The 15,635-nt window shown below is 69.1% G+C and carries 10 protein-coding genes; 4 read left to right on the top strand and 6 right to left on the bottom strand.

What is annotated here, in order from left to right; all coding sequences use genetic code 11:
• Positions 1-77 precede the first annotated feature (77 nt).
• Positions 78-656 carry an ECF-type sigma factor gene (locus AAF604_04360; GenBank protein MEM7048865.1) on the top strand — a complete coding sequence of 193 codons (579 nt, stop codon included), beginning with the start codon at positions 78-80 and terminating at the stop codon, positions 654-656.
• A gap of 78 nt (positions 657-734) precedes the next feature.
• Here AAF604_04360 and AAF604_04355 read toward each other — a convergent pair whose 3' ends face one another.
• From AAF604_04355 to AAF604_04345, 3 genes are read right to left on the bottom strand one after another with little or no spacing between them, the layout of a single operon-like run.
• Complete coding sequence (locus tag AAF604_04355) at positions 735-1,553, bottom strand: zf-HC2 domain-containing protein (protein MEM7048864.1); 819 nt, start codon at positions 1,551-1,553, stop codon at positions 735-737.
• A complete protein-coding gene (locus AAF604_04350) occupies positions 1,553-2,194 on the bottom strand; it encodes a hypothetical protein (protein ID MEM7048863.1) in 642 nt (213 codons plus the stop codon). The genes AAF604_04355 and AAF604_04350 overlap by 1 nt, the downstream gene beginning before the upstream one ends.
• Positions 2,176-5,346 carry a CHAT domain-containing protein gene (locus AAF604_04345; protein ID MEM7048862.1) on the bottom strand — a complete coding sequence of 1,057 codons (3,171 nt, stop codon included), beginning with the start codon at positions 5,344-5,346 and terminating at the stop codon, positions 2,176-2,178. The genes AAF604_04350 and AAF604_04345 overlap by 19 nt, the downstream gene beginning before the upstream one ends.
• 97 nt (positions 5,347-5,443) lie before the next feature.
• Between AAF604_04345 and AAF604_04340 the strand changes: the two genes are divergently transcribed.
• Positions 5,444-7,018: an FG-GAP repeat protein gene (locus AAF604_04340; protein MEM7048861.1), complete on the top strand. Its 1,575-nt coding sequence runs from the start codon at positions 5,444-5,446 to the stop codon at positions 7,016-7,018.
• On the opposite strand, the gene AAF604_04335 is transcribed toward AAF604_04340, so the two are convergent.
• A complete protein-coding gene (locus tag AAF604_04335) occupies positions 7,011-7,736 on the bottom strand; it encodes a DUF2071 domain-containing protein (protein MEM7048860.1) in 726 nt (241 codons plus the stop codon). The two genes, AAF604_04340 and AAF604_04335, sit on opposite strands and share 8 nt — an antisense overlap.
• 154 nt (positions 7,737-7,890) lie before the next feature.
• On the opposite strand from AAF604_04335, the gene AAF604_04330 reads away from it, so the two are divergent.
• A complete protein-coding gene (locus tag AAF604_04330; protein MEM7048859.1) occupies positions 7,891-8,823 on the top strand; it encodes a tetratricopeptide repeat protein in 933 nt (310 codons plus the stop codon).
• Between the two features lie 78 nt (positions 8,824-8,901).
• Here the strand turns inward: AAF604_04330 and AAF604_04325 are convergent, their stop codons facing one another.
• Positions 8,902-12,021 (bottom strand): CHAT domain-containing protein, encoded by a 3,120-nt coding sequence (locus AAF604_04325; protein MEM7048858.1) that lies wholly within the window; start codon positions 12,019-12,021, stop codon positions 8,902-8,904.
• Entirely contained in the window at positions 12,018-15,101 is a 3,084-nt protein-coding gene (locus AAF604_04320) for a CHAT domain-containing tetratricopeptide repeat protein (GenBank protein MEM7048857.1), read from the bottom strand. Before AAF604_04320 ends, AAF604_04325 begins: the two co-directional genes overlap by 4 nt.
• Before the next feature lie 176 nt (positions 15,102-15,277).
• Between AAF604_04320 and AAF604_04315 the strand changes: the two genes are divergently transcribed.
• A complete protein-coding gene (locus AAF604_04315) occupies positions 15,278-15,625 on the top strand; it encodes an MGMT family protein (GenBank protein MEM7048856.1) in 348 nt (115 codons plus the stop codon).
• Positions 15,626-15,635: the final 10 nt, after the last annotated feature.

Genomic DNA, 15,635 nt, shown 5'->3' with positions numbered 1-15,635 from the left:
CCTTGGTGCGGGCCTTGGCACTGCTAGTATAGGAGCCACATTTCGAATCATCGATGCTCATATTCCGAGGAGGACCGATGGCCGGCGATGCGGCTCCCGACGCGGGACGAGAAGGCGCTGTCACGGTTCTTCTGCAGCGCATGGCGGCGGGGGAGGCGGGGGTCCTCGACGAGCTCTTCCCGCTGGTCTATGGCGAGCTGCGCCGAATCGCCCGCGGCCAACGCCGGCGCGGTGCCACCCTCGACACCACGGGCCTTCTCCACGAAGCCTATCTGCGCTTCGCGCGCCGCGAGCGCCACGTCTACAACCACCGCCAGCACTTCTATGCGGTGGCCGCCAAGGCGATGCGCCAGATCTTGCTCGACGAAGCCAAGCGCCGCCTGCGCGCCAAGCGCGGCGGTGGGGCGCAGCGCGCCTCCCTCGATCCGGAGCAGCTTCGCATCGAGCAGCAAGCCGAGATGATGATCGCCCTCGATCAGGGCCTCGAGAAGCTCGGTCGGGTCAAGGAACGGGCCAAGCAGGTGGTGGAGTACCGCTTTTTCGGTGGCCTGACCGAGGAGGAGACGGCGCGCTTGCTCGACGTCGATGTCCGAACGGTTCGCCGCGATTGGGCCCAGGGACGCGCCTGGCTGGCCGTCGAGCTCGGGTCGCCCTGAAGGGGTTTCCCTGATCGCGGTGACCGGATCGCGCCGCCCTGTGCCCGGATCGCGTCGCGGCGAGGCGCACGCTCGACGTCAGGGCGCGACGTCGAGGAGGAAACGCTCGACGGGCTCGGCGTGGATCACGATCTGGTGTCGGCCGGCGGCGAGGGCGTCGCCCGGCAGGAGCAGCGAATAGAGACCTTCGTTGCTGCGTCGAAGACCGGTCCGTGACCAGATCACCTCGCCGTCCGGGGCGACGACCTCGACCCGCAGGCCCGCGGCGGCGGAACGCTGGTCGGAAATCAGCAGCAGAGCGACGCTCGACGGGGCGTCGGTGAGGCGTAGCGAGGTCGCCTCTCGGGAGCCCCGGAGGGGACTTTCTGCGACCAGCTCGAGGATCGGCGGGTTGATCACCAGACTCTGAGGCAGCGCCGTCGGCGGGCGTTGGAAAGCCCAGAACAGGCTGGCGGCGGTGGTCAGCAGAAGCACCGCGGCGATCGCCGGCCAAAAGGCCGCCGGCTGACTCCGGTGACGACCGCGCCAGGCCAGTGTTCCTGCCTCCTGGGTCCCTGCCTCCTGGGTCCCTGCCTCCTGGGTCCCTGCTTCCTGCGTCTCTGCCTCGTGCTTCGGCCGAGCCCGGGAGAGCTCGTCGCGGCACCGCGGACAGATCGCCAGGTGGAGGTCGGCGGCTTCGCGGTCTGCCGGCGACAGCTCCTCGCCGTCGGCGAGATCGAGCAGCAGATCGATTGCCAGGTGCTGCTGGGCGGCCTTCCCGACGGTCAGCGTGTCGGTGAGGGCCTGGCGGCAACGGGCGCAGCTCTCGAGGTGGTCGGCGACCTGCTGCCGCTCATCCGTCGCCAGGCGGCCGTTGGCGAACCAGGGCAGTCGCTGTTCGATGTCGGCGCAGCTCATCACGGGGCTTCCTCTCTCTTCCGCGGCGGGCGGTTCGTCCGCTTCGAGTCCTCTGACGATGGTTCGCGCGCAGACGTTACTTCGTGACTTCTGTTGCTCTGGTCCGGAAGCCTCTGGGCTTTTGGTTCGCGACTCGCCAGGGCCTTGTCTCGGCAGCGCTTGACCCGCACGCGCAGGGTCCCCTCGGCGACGTCGAGGGCGAAGCTCATCTCGCGATAGCTGTAACCCGCCACGATCATGCGCCACAGCTGGCGGCAGGTCTCGGGCATGGTGGCGTAGAGGCGGAGCAGACCCGACAGGGTTTCTCCTTGGCGCAGCGTGTCGAGGGCGCTGCGATCCTCGAGGAAGGGCGTTACCGCTTCGACATCCACCCAGCGAATCAGCGAGCCGCGGCGCAGGCGATCGATCACGCGGTAGCGCGCCGTGCGCGAGACGAAGGCCTCGAGGGGGCCGGTGCCGGCGAAGCGGTCCGCCGCCAGGGAGCGCAGCAGCTCGACCTGGATGTCCTGCACGGCGTCTTCCCAGTCGCTGCCCAGGGGGCGGCGAAAGCGGCCGATGGCGCGCTCGATCCAGGTCGTGACCCGGCTCACGGCCGGCGTCGCGCCGTCGAGATAGGCGGCGACTAGGGAGCGGTCGTCCATCGCGCGCTGCCGTCTCCAAAGAGCTGGAACCCGGCCCAGTGGAAGGGTGGAGAGAGATCGCTGTCGCCGTGGCGATGTTGGATCAACTCCCGCTGCGAGGCCCGCAGTGCCTCGGCGAAACTCTCGCCGGCCTTGACGCGGCCGTAGAAACGCACCATCAGGGTGCGGGTCGAAGCGTCGTTGACGCGCCAGGTCGAGGCCACCACGGAGCGCGCCCCGGCGAGCTGGAGGGCGCGCGTCAGGCCGAGTAGGCCCTCGCCGGCAAAGGCCTGGCCGAGGCCCGTCTGGCAGCCCGAGAGGGTGACCAGATCGGCGACCACCTCGACCTGCTCGAGGATCTCCCAGGTTTGCAGCAGGCCGTTCTGCCGCCCTTCCGAAAGCTTGGCCGGGCGGGCGAAGGCGAGGCCGGAATCGAGCGGTGAGTCTTCGTCGAACCAGGCGTGGCTAGCGAAGTGGATGATGCGGGCGCTGGCGCCGAGGGAGCGGAAGCGCTCTTCGGTGGCTTGGTCATCGAGAAAACTCGCGCCGTGGGGGGCGAAGAGGGCCGCGATCTCTCGCGCTTCGTCGCGGGCGGCGGGCAGGGCGAGGCCGCCGGAGGAGCGCTCCGTCGCCGCCATCGTCACTTGAGGGTTGGAGACGCCGAAGGCGGTGACTCCAGCGGCGGTTTCGAGGTCGCGCTGCCGTTGGCGCAGATCGCGCAGAGCGATGAAGGAGGGAGCGATGCTCAGGGTGGTGGTCTCGATCCAGTAGCGCTGCCGATCGGACGGCGCGGCGAGGGCCGCGAAGGGCAGACGGTGCAAACTTCCGTCCGGCAGAACGACCACCCGCTGGGCGCCTTCGAGGGCATCCTGGGCGGGAGCCAGCAGGACCTCTCCGAGATCCTCGGCGAGGCGCCGGAAGCGCGCCCGACCGAGGTGCTCGCGGCGCTCGATGGCCTGGCGGAAGCTCTCGACCCGTTCCTCCAGGGAGCCCTGATCGATCGCCAGCCGGTGCGCTTCGACGCCGTCTTCGGTGGCCACCAGCAGCCAGCACGATCGCTCCCCGAGGAGATACGACAGCACGACTTCGCCCCGCTGCGGCCGCGGGATGGCGGTCGGCCGGCGCCGGGCGGGTACCGGCTCGGCGCTGTCGGCGAGGATCTTTCGCTGAGCTTCGCGTTGGGCTTCGAGGTCGCGCCGCAGGCTTGCCAGGCGATCGGCGTCGGTCTCGGCGGCGAGGGCTTCGAGCAACCGATCGTGTTGCAAGCGCAGGCGGCGGAGCTGGGTTTGCTCCGCAGACGTCAGACGTTCCGGGGGGCGAAGGTTGCGTTGATTCAAGAGGTCGCGGAAGGAGCGGGCGCGCAAGCGTTCCGAGACGGCGAAGGCGGTTTCGCGATCTCCCTGGGAGAGCAGGAATTCGATGTGGTCATAGAGCAGGTGAGCGACCTGGGCCCGGCCGCGGGCCCGGGCCAGGTCGCCGCCGGTCTGGAGGAAACGGTCCGCTTCGAGGGCCTCCAGGCTCTCGCTGTACAGCTCAGCGGCGGCTGCCGGGTCGGCTCTGAGCTCCGCCAGCCGGGCCAGGCCGGCCAGCGACATCGCCTGCTCGACGCTGCCCGGTGAGCGCGCCGCCTGGACTGCGAGGGCCGCCGTCAGCAGTTGCCCGGCGTCGTTAGTGGCGCCGCGTCGCACCAAGCAGCGCCCCAGATTCATGCGACTGCGAGCCAGCTCGAAGGCGCCGGAGGCCAACGGCTTCAAGACCTCGATGGCCTGGCGATAGAAGTCCTCGGCCTGCTTGTCGTCGCCTTGGGACTGGGCCAGCGATCCGAGATTGTTGAGGGCGATGCCGACATCGATTCGGGTTTCGCTGTCGGGGCTCAGGTGTTCGCGGCCATGGGCGACCGCAGCGAGATAGTGGCGGCGGGCGACGGACGCTTCGCCGCGCTGCTTGGCGGCGAGGCCGAGGTTGAGCAGGACCGGCAGGATGCGGTGGTTCTCGGGCGCCAGCTCGCGGAAGAGGTCGAGCGCCTGATGAAGATAGACCTCGGCGGTCTCGGCCTGATGGGTGTCGACCAGCAGACCCCCGAGAACCATCCAGGCGGCGGCGAGATCGAAGCTGCGCGGTGCGTTGGCTTCGAAAAAGGTGATGGCCCTGCGGACTTCGACCTCCGCCTGCGCCAGCTCGCCGCGTAATCGGTGCACCCCGGGCAAGGCCATCAGCACAACACCACGGCGTCGGTCCTGCGGCGCGATCCGCGCCAGCAGGGCCTCGGCTTGGCGCATCAAGTTTTCGGCCTGGTCGAGGTCGCCGTGCTTTTGGTAAGCCACTCCGAGGTTGGTGAGCTGGTTGGCCATCTCGGAGCTCTCGGGATCGAGACGGCGGCGAATCTCGAGAGCCCGGCGGCTGAGCTCGATGCGCTTCTCGAAAGGCTCGAGGAGAGCAATGTTGTTGAGGCTCTTGGCGACCAGCAGGGAATCCGGTACGGATTGCTGGCGAATCTCGAGGGCTTCCTGCCAGAGGCGACGAACCCGCGGTTCGTCGCCCAGGTACCAGGCGGCGATTCCGGTGTCGTCGAGGCTCGCCGCGGTCGCCAGGCTGGCGGGATCGAGGGAGCGGCGCAGGCGGAGGGCGGCCTCGTGCTGCGCCAAGGCTTCTGGAAAGCGATCTTGCGTGAGCAGACGCCGAGCGAAGCGGGAAGCGAGATGGGCGCGATCGGCAGCCGGAAGATCCGATGCGGCTTCGAGAGCGCGCAGCCACAGGCGATCCGCTGCCTCCTTCTCTTGTCCGTGGGCCGCCAGGACCCAGCGGCTGGATGGAAGCGCCGTCTCGGGGTCGATCAGACGGACCGTCAGCCCCCAGGGGCGAGGCGGCGGCACGCACCAACGGGGTTCCTTTCCCGGCGTGACCACCTCTAGCCGCAAGCCGCCGCGCGGCGCTTCTTCCGTTTCCACCTGCCAGAGATCGAACAGCGAGTCGAGGCGGCCATCGGCGACCGTCTCGCCCTGATGTCGGCGCTCCCAGGCGAGCAATCGGTCGCCGCTTTTGAGGCCGGCGTGCTCGGCCGCCTTGCCGGGGGTGACGGCGAGAACCTCGAGGGCCTGGCCGAGGCAGGCGGCGGATCCCGATCCGGCCAGCAGCCAGGCGGCGAGTAACGATTTCGAGAGCAGCTTCGACATGGCTCGAGAAGGCTCCCGAGTGAGCCTTCCCGATCAGTCTATACAAGGCCGAGGAGTACCAGCTCTTCGGCACTCCGGCCGCGACCAGGGGAAAACCATGTTGACGAGTGACTTCGCGATCAAACCGGCCGTTCGATATCGACCAATCCTTGGCCTCGGCAGCGTCCTCCTGGGCCTCTGTCTCGCGGCCTCACCGGCTGCCGGCCAGCTCGCCGCGGACGGCAATCTCCGCCTCTTCCAGAACGACCTCGGAGGCGCCGCCGAGGCCGGCGATGGCTTCGGCGGCGCTCTCGCCGTGGGCGATTTCGACGGCGATGGTCGCCTCGATGTCGCCATCGGAGCCCCGGGTGAGCAGGTCGGCTCGGCGGTCGAGGCGGGAACCGTCTTCGTCCGCTACGGTTCGGCCGACGGTCTCGGCTCCGGCGACAGCGCGGTGTTCGACCAGGGCTTGAGTGGGTTGCTCGACGACGCCGAAACCGGCGACCGCTTCGGTGAGGCCCTCGCCGCCGGCAACTTCAATGGTGATGTCTACACTGACCTCGCCATCGGCGTTCCCGGCGAGACCTTCGGTGCCGCCGACGGCGCCGGGGCGGTACACGTTCTCTACGGCGGTGCCGGCGGCTTGAGCACCAACGGGGATCAGGTTTGGCAGCAGAACAGCACCGGCATCGAAGACCTCGCCGAGCGCGACGACGGCTTTGGCTCGGCCTTGGCGGTGGGCAACTTCGACGACGACGCCTACGATGATCTGGTGATCGGAGTCCCCGGCGAGGACGTCGTCTTCACCCTCGATGCCGGGGCCGTGGCGGTGCTCTTTGGCAGCGCCGGTGGTATCGCCGCCGTCGACGATGTCCTGTTGACCAACGATCCGCAGGTCGGCGACCGTTTCGGGGCCGCCCTCGCCGTCGGCGAGCGCAGCGGCGACGGCGTCGACGATCTGATGGTGGGGGTGCCCGGCGATGACAGCACTTCGGGAAGTATCGACACCGGAATCGTGCGTATCGCCTTCTCCTTTCCGGGGCGGAGCTTCGCCTTCGTCTCGGGTTTCGGCACCAGCGAGGCCGACTCCGCCGTCGGAGCAGCGCTGACGGCTTGCGATGTCGACGCCGACGACGTCTCCGACATTCTCGCCGGCGCTCCCGATCGGGGCGATGAAGATACCGGTGCCCTGTTGGTCTTCGACGAGCAGTCGGGAGGAATTCAGAACCTCAACCAGAGCACTCCCGGTGCTCTCGAGACCGCCGAGCCCTTCGACCGCTTCGCCCTGGCGGTGGCCTGTGGCGACTTCAATGGCGACGGCTTCGACGATGCCGCCGTCGGGGTGCCTCTCGAGAACCTCGACGACGACGCGCCGGATCCCTTGCTCGATACCGGCATCGTGCAGGTCTTCGCCGGCAGTGCCGATGGCCTGACCACGGTCGACGATCAGGTCTGGTCCCTGAGCAGCCCCGGCATCGGCTTCGGCAGCGCCGATGGCGACCGCTTCGGCGCCGCCTTGGCGGTGGGAGACATGGATGGTGATGGCGGCGACGACCTCGTGATCGGTGTCCCCGGGGCCAACATTTCAGGGCAGGCCGGTGCCGGCTTGGTACAGGTGATCTTCCGCAGCACCGACTTCGCCGACGGCTTCGAGAGTGGAGATACCGCCGCCTGGTCGGCGACGGTCATGTAGGAAGGCGTCGGCCGGGGTAGACCGCGACTTCGCTACCGATGGCGACGAAGGCCGACGTCGGTGGCTGGGCCAGGAGCTCGCCGAAGGCGTTGCCGTAGAGGGTGGCGCCGTCGCCCTCGAAGCTCGCCTCGGCGGCCTCCCAGACTCGCCATGGGGGATGCTCGACCTGGTACTCGGCGGTTCCCCCGTCCCGCTGCCGGGTGTATCCCCAGTAGTGCTCGGTGATGAACTCGGCGGCGCTGCCGGCCTCGAGCTGCCGTGCCGGTCCCTCGGCCCGGGCCGAGAGACCGAAGTAGGTGCCGTCGGTCTTCCACAGGTAGCGCAGCTCGCCACCGCTCTCCGGATCGACCTCGCCTCGGCTCGACATCGGGACGGCGCTGTAGGGCTCGTTGTAGAGCCAGCGGGCGATCGCCGCGATGGCGCGGCGGGGCACCAGCTCGCGCACGAAGACAACGGCTCGGCGCAGCTCGCCGTCTTCCGCCTGGCGGCGCACGTAGAAGCGCAAATTGACTTCGTCGAAATGGCGATGGAATGGAATCGCGAAGCCCTTGACCCGTGTGTCCAGGAAGCGAAAACCCACCAGGCTGACGAAGTTCTCTCCCTGCCAGGGATCGAGCTCCGTCCCGGCCGGGACCAGCGGCTCCAGCAGCTTCTGAGGGCAGGCCCAGTTTAGCAGGATCAAATCCTCCCAGCGGGCGGTGAGAAATGGTCGCGTCATGATGGCGCTAACTTAGCAGCCCGTGCCGACCGGCCGGCGCCGTGGAGTGAATTCGCCGGGAGGTTCGACGTTCCGGCTCGTATCCATCGAGTGATAGCAACCACCGCCGTGGGTCGAGACCCGCGCCCTTGCTCGTGATCTCTCGGAGGCCGCCATGGGGCAACGCAGATTTTCGTTTCCGCTCGCCATCGTCTTGACGGTATCGCTCTGTACAACGGTCGTTTCACGGGCGGATTCGCCCACCACCTGGCGGGCCGAGGCCCTCGAACACTTGCAGGAGGGACGCTGGCCGGAGGCGGCGGAAGCGCTGCGCAAGCTGGCGGCGGACGAGGCTGCTGGGGCCCAGGACTGGGCCTACCTCGGGCTCGCCGAACGCCGCCTCGAGCGGCCCACCGAAGCCCGCCAGGCCTATGAGAGGGCGATCGCCCTCGAAGCTGGCAACGTCACCGCGCTGGCCGGGTTGGCGATTGTGCTGGCGGCGTCTGGGCAGGGCTCCGAAGCCCTGAAGCAGCTCGAGAAGGCGGCGGTCGCAGGGCTGCCCCCGGCCCAGCTCCGGCAGTCCCCGGCCTTCGCCGAGCTGCGGTCTTTGGAGGGTTTCGAAGCCGTCCTCGCGGTCGCCGATCGCGCTGCCAACCCGTGTCGCCACCGGGTGGAGTACAGCCAGTTCGACTTTTGGGTCGGCACTTGGGACGTGATGATCGCCGGTCAGAAGCAGGCCGAGAATCGGATCACGAAGGAAATGAACGGCTGTTTGGTGCGCGAGCGCTATCGCGACTCCACCGGATACGAGGGTGAGAGCCTCAATTACTTCGATCCCGAGTCGGGTGCCTGGAAGCAGAACTGGGTCGATCGTGGCGGTGGGGTGACCCGTTACCAGGGCAGTCTCGAGGCCCCCGGCGTGATGCGTATGACGGGAGCCAACACCCCGCCAGGAGGCGAAACCGAGCTGGCGCGGGTCACCTGGACTCGGCGCGACGACGGCACCGTCCACCACTTCATCGAGCGCTCGCGGGACGGCGGCGCGACCTGGCGGGTGATGTTCGACGCCATCTACGTCCGGGCGACCGAGGAGCCCGCCGCTCCCTGACGGGCCCGTCGACGCTGGCCCCGGCGAAGCGCAGCCACGGTGGCAGCAGGCCGGGAGGGTGGGCTCGGCGTCGAGCTCTCAGCGGGCAGTCTGCGTCACCGCGGCGGACTCGCCTTCCCAAGCTCCACCCCCCTGCACCACGAAGCCGGCCCAGTAGAAAGGCGCTCGCCAGCGGGTCTGGCGCGATAGCTCGAGCTGGGCTTGGCGTAGCGCGGCGGGGGCGTCGAGGCGATCCTCGAGCAGGGCGCGGTAGAAGCGAGCCATCAGCTCGGCGGTGGCTTCGTCGCCGACGTCCCACAGGCTGACGACGACCTGCGACGCGCCGGCGTGGATGAAGGCTCGGGTGAGACTGATCAGGCCCTCTCGGCGCAGGCGCGGCCCGAGGGCGGTGCGGCAGGCGGAGAGCACCACCAGGTCGGCGCCGAGATCGAGCTCCGCGATGTGATGACTGCGCAGGAAGCCTTCCTGCGGTACTCCTTGTGGATCGACCTGGGAAAGGGCCAGGCCGGAGAGCTCCGGATGATGGGCGTCGATGCGGGCGTGGGTGGCGAAGTGGAGAATGTCGAAGGCCGCGAGGCGGTCTCCCCGGATGGTTTCCAAGGAAGCGTCGAAGTCGAAGGCCGTCAAGCGTTGGGACATCGGCACGAGGGCGGCGATGGTCTCGGCCTCGCGGCGCGAGTGGGGCAGCCGGGCCAAGTTCGACTTCGGCTGGTCCGGCTGCGCCGCGGCCTGATTGGAGCTGACCGACGGCCCGACCCTCGGATCGCTGGCCGAGTAAACCGGATCGGCGATGATGGCGAGGCTTTCGAGGCTGCCCGCTGGCTGGCGTCGCCGGAGCTCTCGGAGGACCCCGGCGGATGGCGCGTAGACCACCTGGTGGTCGGTCTGCAGGGGCTGGCTGTCTCCCGGCTGTGCGGGGGCCGCGAGCAGCCCGAAGGGAATGAAGGCGAGGGCTCCGTCGGCGACCACGACCAGTCGGGGCTGGGTGAAGGGGCGATCGAGGGTTCCGAAGAGCTGCCGGCCGAGCTCGCCAAGGGCGATCTCGGCCTGGGCTTCGACGCCGCGCTGGTGGCTGCGACGGAGGAGCTGGTGCAGGCGCAGGGCCTGGGCTTCGAGCTCGGCGCGGCCGGGAAGGAGATGGCTCGAAAAGGACTCTCGGTCGATCCGCCAGAGATAGCTTCGGTTTTCGCCCAGAGCGATCTCGACCAGCTCCGTGTTCGGGTCGAGGACCTGTTCCTGGAGCGCTGCGATGGTGAGGGCCGGTGGCTGCTCCAGGGCGGTCAGCCGAGGCTCGCTCTGGCGCAGCTCGGCGCGCCGGTCGCGGTAGCCCTGGAGGGCCTCGGCGAGCTCGATCTCGAGGGCCGCGACCTCGTCCGCCGAGCTGCCGTCGACGATCGCGCGGCGCCGGCGGTCGCCCACCGACTCCAGCTCGCGAGTGGCTGAGCGCAGCGCTTCCGCCCGGGGACCTTGGGCGAGGTCTTCCCAGTCGCCGCCCCGGCTGGCGGCGAGGGACTCGCGCAGGCCGCGAGCGAGCGCCGCTTCATGGCCGAGAAAGGCACGGCGGTCCCAATCGGCTTCGGGGTCGCGGTCGTGAAGAGCCATCCGGAGAGCCACCCGCAGCTCGTAGGCGCGAGCCTGGGAGGCGGCGAAGGTACGGCGAAGGTCGGGCCGCACCAGGCGCTGGCGCAGAGTGTCGAGACTGGCGATCGCTTCCTCGACCAGCGCGTGGCCGGCTTCGAGGTCGCCGGTCTCGTGGGCGAGGTCGGCGAGTTCGAGGAGCACTCGGCTGACGCCGTTTCGCAGGCCGAGGTGGGCGAAGAGCTGGCGCGCCGCGACGAATTGCTGGCGGGCCTGGGGAATCTCCCCGAGCTGCCGCTGGGCGATACCGAGGCGGAGCAGGATCTCGGCCTGGTGGCGATCCTCTCGCTTCTGCCCGAGGTCTCGGGCCCGTGCCAGCGCGGCCAAGGCCTCGCCGGGTCGACCGGCGTCGGCGAGGGCTTCTCCCAGGTCGCGCAGGGCCCAGAGCTGGACTCGCCGGTTCTGCTGTTGCTTGGCGAGCTTGAGGGCCTGTCGCAGGGGGGCGAGGGCGCGAGGCGCCTCGCCGAGGCGCAGAAAGGTCGAGCCGATGCCGGCGAGGCTTTCTGCTTCGCCGTCGATCCAGCCGATCTCGCGCTCGGTCTCGGCGGCTTGGCGCAGGGCCGCGAAGGCTGCCGAGAAGTCACCGAGATTGCGCAGCAGGAGGCCGTGGTTGCGGTGAGCGGCGGCCCGCAGGTAGCCGACGCGGTCGCGTTCGGCGAGGAGAATCGCCCGTCGGGACCAGGTCAGGGCGACCTCCGGGCGACCGAGTTGCTCTTCGATCGAGGCCAGGCTGATCAGGATGGCGCCGTGTCCCGGCAGGTCATCGAGCTCGCGGTAGATCGGTAGGAGCGCTGCGAGATTCCGCCGCGCCTCGTCGAAGAGACCCTGCGAGTGCAGAGCCGACGACAGGTTGAGTCGACTGTGGGCAGCGAGCACTTGATAGCCGAGTCGATCGAAGATCTGGTGTGATTCCCGAAAAGCGCGGATCGCCTGCTCGGTGTCGCCGAGCAAGCGGTGTATGCGGGCCTCTTCGTAGCGCGCCTGAGCCTGTAAGAAAGGCCGGCCGGCGGCCGCCAGGTCGCGGGCGATGGCCGGCAGGTGCTCGAGCGCCGCGCGCAGCCGTTGCGGGTCACGCGAGGTGATGCTCTCGGCAGAGCTCTCGAGGAGCGCCTCCAGCGAGCGATGGTGGTCGACGATTTCGGGCGGGACGAATTCCGAGGTGAGCCGAATCCGCCCTGCGGTGTCAGTGAAGCCGACATTCTGGATGGCGATTTCGAAGCCCGCCTCGAGGGCCGGCAAGGTGATCTCTTCGCGGCCCGTGCGGGCGGCCAACAGATTGCTTGCGAGCAGCGCTTCGCCGGCTGCCGTCCGCAGCGTCACGGAGACATCGGCCCCGTCTTGCTCGACCACCAGGCGAAAGGCCTGGTGGCTGCCCTCGCAGAGACGAAGGCGGAGTTGCTCGCCGCGCTCGAGGTGTCCTTCGACCGGCGCCTCGGCAACGCGATAGCAAGTGGTATCGCGGGCGGCGCCGGCGGACGCGACGGCGAACATCAGCACCGCTGCGGCGGCCCATCGCCGTCCATCGGGACCTCCGCTGTTGGGACCTCCGCCGTGGCTCATTGCCAGTCCCCCTGAACGACGAATCCGGCCCAGTAGTAGGGAGCCGACCAGCGTTTCTCCCGCCGCATCTCCTGCTGCGCCTGGCGCAGGGCGGCGGCCACCGGCAGACGCTCCTCCAGCAGCGCTCGGTAGAAGCGCGTCATGAGCTGCGCCGTCGCTTCGTCGCTGACGTCCCACAGGCTGACCACCACCCGTGGGGCGCCGGCATGCATGAAGGCGCGCGTCAGGCCGAGCAGGCCCTCGCCGCGGACCGCCTTGCCGAGGGCCGTTTGACAACCGCTGAGCACCACCAGCTCGGCGTCGAGGTCGAGCTCGGCGATGCTGTGGGCGCGCAGGAATCCGGCCTGCGGTCGACCCACCGGGTCGACCAGGGAAAGCACCAGGCCGGAGAGCTCCGGGTGGCGGCTGTTGACCAGGGTGTGAGTCGCGAAGTGGACGATTTCATGGCCGCGCAGGAGTCCGGCCTCGACGGTTGCCAGGCTGGCATCGAAATCGAGCGCCAGGAAGCGCTCGTCCTTTTCGAGCAGGGCGGCGATGGCGAGCGCTTCGCGACGCGAGAAGGGGAGTCGACCGAGGCGATCGAGGTCGAGGTCGCGGCTCGAGCGCTCGAGAGAGGCCATCCGCCATGGCTCTTCCTGCGAGCTCGATTCTCGGTTCTGCTGTGCCACGCGCTCGTCCCGCGGCGCGAAGACCGGGTCGGCGATCACCGCGACTCGGGTGCCCATGCGTCGGCTCCGCGGGCGACGTAGCTCGCGGAGGACGCCGAGGGACGGCACTGCCAGAATCTCGTGGCGTTCGCCGAGGGCAGTGGGCCGGCCGGCTTCGGCGGGCGGAGTGAGCAGTCCGAAAGGAATGTAGGCGAGAGCGCCGTCCGCCACCAGCACCAGGCGCTGATGCCCGTCGAGTCCGCCCTGCAGGGGAGCGAGGAGGTCGTTGGACAGGCGACGAGCGCTGATCTCGGCCTGCGCCGGGACACCGCGCCGATGGCTCCGAGAGAGCAGTCCGTGGAGCTCCTGGGCTCGCTCCTCGATCTGCTGCCGGGACGGCAGGCGGAAGCTCTCGAAGCGGTCCTTGGCGATCAGCCAGGCATAGCTGACGGGCTCGCCGAGGGCGAATTCGAGCACCACGGTGCGGTCGTCGAGGAGCTCCTCCTGGAGTTGCTCGACGGTGACCGGCGGGGGGGCGTCGAGGAGCGAGACGCGGCGGTACTGCTGCCTCAGCTCGGCCTGCAAATCGCGGTAGCGATCCACCGCGGCGGCAATCTCATGGTCGAGGTCGGCGGTCTCGGGTGCGCCCTGACGGCGATGTCGCAGGCGCTGTGCCTCGAGCGCCTCGAGCTCGCGAATGGCGCGCCGCAGGCGGTCGCCGCGTGGTCCCTCGGCGAACTCTTCGGCGTTGCCGCCTCGGCTGGCGACCAGCGTCTCGCGCAGGCTGCGGGCGCGTGCCGCCTCGTGTGCCTCGAAGGCCCGCCGATCCCAGCCGGCCTCGGGGCTCTGGTGGTGAATCTCCATGCGAAGCGCCACCCTGAGCTCGTAGGCGAGGGCCTTGGATGCCGCGAAGGCAGCCCGTCGATCCGGTCGCACCAATCGCCGGCGGGTGGAGTCGAGAATGGTGATCGCACTCTCGACCTGGCGGTGGGCGGAGGTCAGGTCGCCGCGCCGCCTGAGATCCTCGGCCAGGGCGAGAAGGGCGCGGCTCTCGCCATCGCGATGCCCCAGTCGCCGAAATCGATCGAGTGCGTCTTTGAAGTGGCGGCGGGCGGCGGCCGCCCGGCCTCGATCCGTTTCGAGCGAGCCCATGCGCAGCAGGATGTCCGCTTCGCTACGGTCCTGTCGCTCGCGACCGATCTGCAGGGCTTCGGTCAGATGATCGAGGGCCTGCTGGGTTTCGCCGGCATCACCGAGGGCGTTGCCGAGGTTGTGCAGCGTCCAGAGCATGACCCGCCGGCTATCCGCTTGCCGCGCCAGCTTCAAGGCCTGGTCGAGGGTGCTGATTGCCGTCTCGAGGTTTCCCCGGCGGTGCTCGAGGGCTCCGATCTCGGCCAGGCTCTGGGCCTCGCCGTCGCGCCAGCCGATGTCGCGCTCGATGGCGAGGGCGGCGTCGAAGGCGGTGCGGGCATGGTCGAGGTCGCCGAGATTGCGCAGCAGAACCCCGAGATTGCGCTGCGCCGTCGCCTCGACGTGGCGATTGCTGCCGGCGGCGGCGAGGGCGATCGCCCGGTGGGATGCGGCCAAGGCGTCCTGGGGGCGGCCGAGCTGCTCGTGAATCGCCGACAGGCTGGCGAGGCTGGCGGCCTCGCCTTCTCGATGTTGGTGACGGATGTAGACCGGCAGGATGGCCTCGAGAAGGGAAGCGGCCTTTTCCCAGTGCCCCAGGGCGTGCTCGGCGGTTGCCATGTGGTTGATGCTGTCGGCGGCGAAGACCTCCTGCCCCGCAGCGTCGAATACCTGGCGCGCCCGCTCGTAGAGGGCGATCGCCTGGCTCGGTCGATCCAAGACCCAGTGGGCGAATCCGGCGGTGTCATAGCACCGCCCCTCGAACAGCGGGCGCTGCGTCGCCGAGAACGCCTTGGCGAGGTGCTCCAGACGGGGAATCGCTTGGCGCGCTTGCTCTGGGCGGCGCGATACCGCCATCAGAATGACCTCGGCGAAGCTCCGCTCGGCGGTCGCGATTTCCTCGTCGCCGGGACGAAGCGGGCGGAGATCGACCACTTGCAGGCGATAGCGGCCGGCCGCGGCGGTCTCGTAGACGGGAGCGATGATCAGCCGTCGGACCGTCGGCTGATCACTGGTCAGGGTGACCTCTTCCGGGCCGAAGGGACCACCGAGGTTCTCCATCACCAGCTCGGTGGAGCCGTCGGCGGCCAGCAGCCGGAGCTCGAGATCGATGTCGACTTGCTCGACCGCCACTCGCGCATGATGCCGGGCCGGCAGAACAACCTCGATGGCTTGCTCTTGTCCGCCACCGAGGGAGCCCTCGGCGGTGTTGCCGGGTGACACGCGGATCGGGTCGGCGGCTGCGATGACGGGAAAGAAAATCCAGCTCGCGAGCAGCACGAGACTGCAGCGAAACGAAAGCATAGTCCTCCTCTTCTCGCCTCCGGCGGACTCGATGACGGAGTCCCTGGAAATCCCCCTCCGAGTTTAGCCCCCTATGGCTTGATCTATTCCGAATTCGTCGAAAATCGCCGCAGCGGATTGCTCGGCGAGAGGCGATGGCTCAGGAGAAGTGGCGGTAACGGGGAGATAATCGCGTCATGGATGCCTACGACCGGATCTATGGCGTGGTGCGGCGGATTCCGCCCGGCCGGGTTGCGACCTACGGCCAGGTGGCGGCCCTTGCCGGGTTGCCGGGCCACGCCCGGCAGGTGGGCTACGCGCTTCATGCCAGTCGGGAAGAGGATCTTCCCTGGCAGCGCGTTCTCAACGCCAAAGGGGAAGTGAGCCCGCGCTCGGTACCGGGCTACGAGGGCCTGCAGCGCGTTCTGCTGGAGGCCGAGGGAGTGGAGTTCGATGGTCGCGGCAAAGTCTCCCTGAAGCGCTTTCGCTGGCACCCGGACGATGACGAAGAGCTCGCCGAGCGGCCACGCCGCGGGGGAATTTGAGATTTTCGTA

This window comes from Acidobacteriota bacterium, from assembly GCA_039028635.1.
Lineage (GTDB): Bacteria > Acidobacteriota > Thermoanaerobaculia > Multivoradales > JBCCEF01 > JBCCEF01.
This window is presented reverse-complemented; position numbering and strand designations above follow the sequence as displayed.